5 protein-coding genes are annotated in these 6,281 nt (G+C 69.9%); 2 read left to right on the plus strand and 3 right to left on the minus strand.

What is annotated here, in order from left to right:
- Nucleotides 1-215 (minus strand): hypothetical protein (locus QK444_RS30800; protein ID WP_282785606.1); only part of this gene is annotated, 215 nt, incomplete at its 3' end.
- Nucleotides 216-658: 443 nt separating this feature from the next.
- On the opposite strand from QK444_RS30800, the gene QK444_RS30805 reads away from it, so the two are divergent.
- A complete protein-coding gene (locus QK444_RS30805; RefSeq protein WP_282785607.1) occupies nt 659-1,045 on the plus strand; it encodes a hypothetical protein in 387 nt (128 codons plus the stop codon).
- Nucleotides 1,046-1,174: 129 nt separating this feature from the next.
- On the opposite strand, the gene QK444_RS30810 is transcribed toward QK444_RS30805, so the two are convergent.
- Nucleotides 1,175-2,560 carry a HAMP domain-containing sensor histidine kinase gene (locus QK444_RS30810; protein WP_081872904.1) on the minus strand — a complete coding sequence of 462 codons (1,386 nt, stop codon included), beginning with the start codon at nt 2,558-2,560 and terminating at the stop codon, nt 1,175-1,177.
- A gap of 104 nt (nt 2,561-2,664) precedes the next feature.
- Nucleotides 2,665-3,351 carry a response regulator transcription factor gene (locus tag QK444_RS30815; protein WP_029931166.1) on the minus strand — a complete coding sequence of 229 codons (687 nt, stop codon included), beginning with the start codon at nt 3,349-3,351 and terminating at the stop codon, nt 2,665-2,667.
- Between the two features lie 330 nt (nt 3,352-3,681).
- Between QK444_RS30815 and QK444_RS30820 the strand changes: the two genes are divergently transcribed.
- Nucleotides 3,682-6,281, plus strand: a 2,600-nt coding sequence (locus QK444_RS30820; RefSeq protein ID WP_282785608.1) for an ATP-binding protein, incomplete at its 3' end; no start/stop codon positions are given.

The raw sequence follows: 6,281 nt of genomic DNA on the forward strand, positions 1-6,281 counted from the left end.
GCTGCCAGGCCCACTCGGGCCGCCAGGCCCACTCGGGCTGCTGTGCCCGCCGAGTCCACTCGGGCTGCTGTGCCCGCCGAGTCCACTCGGGCCGCCGACACCGCCGGGTTCACCGTGGCCGCCAAGTCCAGGGTGGCCACCGGGTCCAGCGTGCCCGCCAGACCCGGGGTGGCCGCCAAGCCCGCCCGGGCCGAACGGTCCGCCGGGGCTCGCATGCCCGCCGGTGCCGCCCGCACCCATGGCGGCGGTCAGGTGTGTGCCGGATTGGAAACCGCCCTGCCCGCTACCGCTCATACCCGACGCATACCCAGCCGGATGCGATTCACCGACGGGAATCTCCGCGGTTCCCGACACATCGTGGCCCGCGCCCCGCCCCGCCGCGCCGTATGCCGGAGTGCCGGGGCCGTACGGGGTGGCCCCACTGCCGAAAGGGACTGTCCCACCGAAGGATCGATCGCCACCGTGCGGCTGCCCCGGCGCACCGCCGAACCGCCGCGTGGCGGGATCACCGAGTTCGTCCCCGAAAGCCCGTGTGGCCGGTCCACCGGAGACATCGTCGAACTGTCGCGTGGCCGAAACACCCGGTACGTCGCCGGTCCCCCCCGATGTCGCGGAGGTGTGTGGCCCAGACGCCGCGGCGAAACCGTCGAAGTGCTCCGTGGCGTCCGTCGCGTACGGCCGCACGCTCCACGGACCCGCGTTCGTCACGGACGCATTCGACGCTGCGGCATCCGCACCCGGCGCGCCGAACGGTGTCCCGGGTGCGTCCGCTGGGGAGGCCGCCGTGCCCGGCGCGCCGGTGGACCCGGCGGGAGTGCCGGACGGCCGCGCGGATACACCGCTCGACGGGAGCGCGGAACCAGGGCCGGAGCCACTGTCCGCCGGTCCCCCGACCGAACCGGCGGACGGCGTGGGCGGGGTGTGGCCGAAGGTCGGGTCCACGGGGCCGGAAGGCTGGTCGGCGGCGGCGTCGAACGGCCGGGTGGCCGGGTCGCCGGGGGCCGGGGTGGCCGCACCGGGATGGGTACCGGGCACTTCGGACTGATCGCTCCGCTTGTCCTTCGAATCCTCGGTCATATCTCTCGTTTCTCCTCGAGTCTGACGACCAGCCTGGTGGCGACGGCTGAGAGCGGACTGAGATCGCGCTGGCTTTTCGCCGAGCATTCGTGCCAGGTCAAGCGGTGACCGGAGGCGGTGCGCCCGTCCCGGGAAGAACGATACGGATCAACGCGCCGCCACGGTCGGAACCGTCGATCGTGATGGTGCCGCCGTGTTTGGTGACCACCTGCTTGACGATGGCCAGCCCCAGCCCGGAACCGGGCATGGAGCGCGAGGCGGTGGTGCGGTAGAAGCGCTCGAAGACCAGTTCCCGTTCGGCGGGCGGGATTCCCGGCCCGGCGTCGTCCACGGTGAACTCCAGCAGCCCGCGCCCGTTCTCGGTCATGCGGACGAAGACCTTGGCCCCGGACGGACTCCATTTGGCGGCGTTGTCGAGCACATTGAGCAGTGCCCGCTCCAATCCGGCCTCGTCGCCGTAGACGAACCACGGCCGCAGGGCGGCGTCGAATTCGATGCCGGTGCGCCGCCGCCGCACCCGCTCCAGCGCGCGTTCGGCCACATCCCCGATATCGACCTGCTCGTACACCGTCTCCGGTGCGTCCTCGCGCGCCAGATCCACCAGATCGCCCACCAGCGTGGACAGTTCCTCGATCTGCGCCATCACGTCGCCGCGCAGTTCGGCCATGTCCTCGTCCGGAATGCGCGGCGCGCCCGGCCGGCTGGAGGCGATGAGCAACTCCATATTGGTGCGCAGCGAGGTGAGCGGGGTCTTGAGTTCGTGCCCGGCGTCGGACACCAATCTGCGCTGCCGCTCCCGGGATTCGGCCAGGGCGCGCAGCATGGTGTTGAAACTCTCGGTGAGCCGGGCGAGTTCGTCGTCACCGGACACCGGGATGGGGGTCAGGTCGTCGGTGCGGGCCACCCGCTCGGTCGCCGCGGTGAGCCGCGCGACCGGACGCAAACCGGTGCGCGCCACCGCCGTTCCGGCCGCCGCCGCCAACACCACGCCGCAGCCGCCGACCACGAACAGCAGCCAGGCCAGCCGGTCGAGCACCTCGCGGGTGGGTTGCAGCCGTTGCGAGACCACCAGGGTGGAGCCGGAATTGGTGCGCCGCGCCAGCACCCGCTGATTGTCGACGGTGCGCAGCGAGAAGCCGAGTTCGCCGCGCGCCACCGCCTCCTCCTGTGAGCCGATGGGCGGTTTGGTGGCCTGCGGCGGCACATAGCGCTGTAGATCCGCACCGTCCGGGAAGATCAGCGCCACGCCCACGTCGCTGGAGTACAGCCCGGCCAGCACGATGGACTGGAAGCCGAGGCTGTCGAAGTTGTTGTCGATCATCAGCGCGGCGCGGGCGCGCAGCTGTGCGTCCACGTCGGCGTACAGCGAGCGCGCCACCATGGCGTAGGCGGCGATGGAGGTGACCGCGACGGCGACCGCCACCAGCGAGGCCGCCAGCAGCGTCACCCGCCATCGCAGCGATACCGACCGGGTCAGCGGCATGGGCGGGCGCAGTTCGGCCGCGTCCTTGCCGAAGGATCCGGCCGGATGCCCGATGCCGGCGACCACCGGCCGCCGCGGAACGGTTCTACCCACGAGCGCGACTCCTACGGAGGGGTTTCGCGCAGCACATAGCCGACGCCGCGCACGGTGTGGATGAGTCGCGGCTCGCCATCGGCCTCGGTCTTACGGCGCAGATATCCGATGTACACCTCGAGCGCGTTGCCGGAGGTGGGAAAGTCGTACCCCCACACCTCCTCCAGGATGCGACTGCGCGTCAGCACGCGCCGCGGATTCGCCATCAGCATTTCCAGCAGTGAGAATTCGGTGCGGGTGAGCGAGATCTGTCTTTCACCGCGCCACACCTCTCGGGTAACCGGATCCAGCGACAAATCAGCGAACTTCATCGTCTCCGAGGAATCCGCGGGATCGGCGGTGGTGCGGCGCAGTAGTGCGCGCAGTCGCGCGAGCAGTTCCTCGAGTGCGAAGGGTTTGGGAAGGTAGTCGTCCGCGCCCGCGTCGAGACCGGCCACTCGCTCCGATACCGAATCCCGCGCGGTGAGTACCAGAATCGGCAGATCGTCACCCGTGCTGCGCAGGCGACGGCACACCTCGAGGCCGTCCAGCCTGGGCATCATCACATCCAGCACCAGGGCGTCCGGGCGCTGTCCGACCACCTTGTCCAGGGCGTCGACGCCGTCGACGGCGAGGTCGACGGTGTAGCCGTTGAAGGTCAGCGAACGCCGCAGCGATTCGCGAACCGCGCGGTCGTCGTCGACTACCAGAATGCGCATGGCCTCCAGTCTGACCGCAGCGACTGAGAGGTGACTGAGAAGGCGGCATCCGACACGCCGAGTGACACCATGGAGTGACCTGCGTCTTTCTATTCGACAGTGATGCGTGTCGGCTCTGGTGCCCGAATGCGAATTCGAAAGATGTTGCGCCCAGCTACTTTCGGAGTCCGTCACGGTGAGTCGTCCGAATTGCCGATGCACACTTCTCGCGGTATGTTGCGTGCCGTAAAAGAAGACCCTTAGTTGGTTCCGCGCGGGTTGAACCCCACATCCGTACAACCGCATACGACCCCGGGGTCCACTCGTGAAAGCGGAGGCGACGGAAACGGGATGGAAGCTGCACCCCGGTCCTGGCAATTCAGCCTGTCCAACTGGCCCGTCACTCGCAAGGTCGGCATCGTACTGGTGCTACCGGTGCTCCTAGCCTCGACCTTCGCGGTGCTGCGCATCAACGGCGAATTGCAGACCATCAACCAACTGAGCACCGGCACCGAACAGGCCGTGGTCTTCGACCCCACCATCAAGTTCGAGTCCGCCACACAGGAACTCGCAGTCGCGGCCATCACGGGATTCGGCAATCCGGCGGCCGACCCCGTCATCGACACCGCCACCACCACGTTCGACCAGGCCGCGGCCGACCTGGAGACCGTGCTGCGCACCGCCAAGCCCGGCGCCGCCGTCACGGACGAACTGACCCAGACTCTCGCCATCGCCCGCAGCATGCGCAACTCGCTGCGCACCGGCTCGGCACAGACCATCGGCGAACAGGCCGACACCGTCTCGGGCAAGATCCAGAACGCGCTGTCGACCTCGCAGTCCGTCGCCGACCTCCGGGTGCAGCAGCTGTTCCTGCAGATGGGCACCGTGATGACCGCGAGCCGCCTGCTCACGCAGGAGCGCATCATGCTGGCCACCCCGGGCGCGGGCACCAACCCGGCGCTGCGGACCCGGCTGCTCACCGCCATCGGCGCCGAGGTCACCATGCTCGAGGTGTACCGCGGCATGCAGCCCGAGCAGGCCGCCGCCTACACCACGCTCAAGGATGCCGCGCAGGCCCGGATCGGCATCCTCATGCAGAACGTGCCCGATCCAATGGCCGTCCCGGCCATGACCGAGTCCATCAACACCAGTGTCGACGCCTACCATCGCGAAGCCACCGGACTCGCCGCCGCTCTCGACGACAATCTCGCCGCCTTGAGCACCGAGGCCCGCAACAACGTGCTGCGCGACACCTCGATCGTCATCGGCATGCTGCTGGCCGGTCTGGCCATCGCGCTCGTGGTGGCGCGCTCGCTGGTCGTCCCGGTCCGCCGCCTGCGCCGCGACGCCCTCCAGGTCGCGCACATCGACCTGCCGCAGGAACTCGAGGTGGTGCGCTCCGGCGGGACCACCCCCGAGATCAATCCGGTCGACGTGCACACCACCGAGGAGATCGGCCAGCTGGCCCGCGCCGTCGACGACATCCACGCCCAGGCGCTGCACCTCGCCGGTGAACAGGCGCGACTGCGCCTGCAGATCGGCAATATGTTCGAAACCCTGTCCCGCCGCAGCCAATCCCTGGTGGAGCAGCAGCTCAACCTGATCGAGGAGCTGGAGCGCGACGAGGACGACTCCGAGCGGCTGCAATCGCTGTTCCGCCTGGACCACCTCGCCACCCGCATGCGCCGCAACGGCGACAACCTGCTGGTGCTCGCCGGTACCGCCCTGCGCCGCGGCCACCTGCCGCCGGTACCGCTGTCGGACATGCTGTGGTCGTCGGTGTCCCAGGTGGAGGACTACCAGCGCGTCGAGATCGGCACCGTGCCCGACGGCATCGTCGCCGGTGAGCCCGCGGTCGACATCGAACACCTGCTGGCCGAGCTCATCGACAACGCGCTGCGCTACTCCCCGCCGACCACGCCGGTGGCGGTGTCGGTGGCACGGGCCGTGGACGGCGGCTACCTCATCGAGATCACCGACCGCGGCCTGGGCATGAACGCCGAGGACCTGCAATCCATCAACGACCGACTCGCCTCCGGCGGTGAGGTCAATGTCGAGACCGCGCGCCGCATGGGCCTTTTCGTGGTCGGCCGCCTGGCCAAGCGGCACAACATCACGGTCAGCCTGCGCCGCACCTCCGCGATGGTGGCGCAGCCGGGCATCACCGCGAGCGTGCACCTGCCGGGCAGCCTGGTCTCGCCCGCGCCGGAGCGCAACGACAGCAGCACCGGCAGCTACCCGCTGACCGGGACGCTGCCGGTCGCGCCCGCGCTGCCGCTGCATCCGCAGAGCCAGCCCGCGACGCTGAACACCCAGTTCACGAACCTGAGTTCGCCGATCACCCCGCCCGCGACCCCGGCGATCGCACCGCCGCGGCTGATGCCGGTGCCGAATCCGCCGGAAACCACGCCGCGGTTCGGGGTCACCAGTTCCGGCCTGCCGCAGCGACGTACGCCCGCCAGCGAGCCGGTCGAACCACCGCCGAGCGAGACGCCGCGGGAGGCCGCTCCCGCCGAGCCGACGCCGGTGGACTTCTGGGGCGAGAACCGGGAGTGGGACAACAGCGAGACCCAGCAGTACAAGGCCAGCGACGTCGAGGCATGGGGGCTCGCCCACGGCGGCGGACGCAACCAGCCCGCACCCGACACCGCAGCCCCGACCGGTGCTGGCCAGGGCTTCAACGGCTTCGAGAACGCGGACGGCGGCCGGGACAGCGGCTTCGCACCCGCCCGCGGATTCACCGCCGGCGGCGGGTCCGGCGGCGGGAACGGATTCGGCAGCAACGGCAACGGTCCCGCCACCCCGGGCGGTGGTCCTGCCACTCCCGGCAACGGTCCCGCCACCCCTGGCAATGGTTTCGTCACCATCGGCGGCAACGGCCGTGACAATGGTGGCAATGGCAATGGCGGCACGGGCAGTAACGGCAACGGCAACGGCAACCGCGGTAGCGG

This window comes from Nocardia sp. CC201C, from assembly GCF_030010695.1.
Taxonomy (GTDB): Bacteria; Actinomycetota; Actinomycetes; order Mycobacteriales; family Mycobacteriaceae; genus Nocardia; species Nocardia otitidiscaviarum.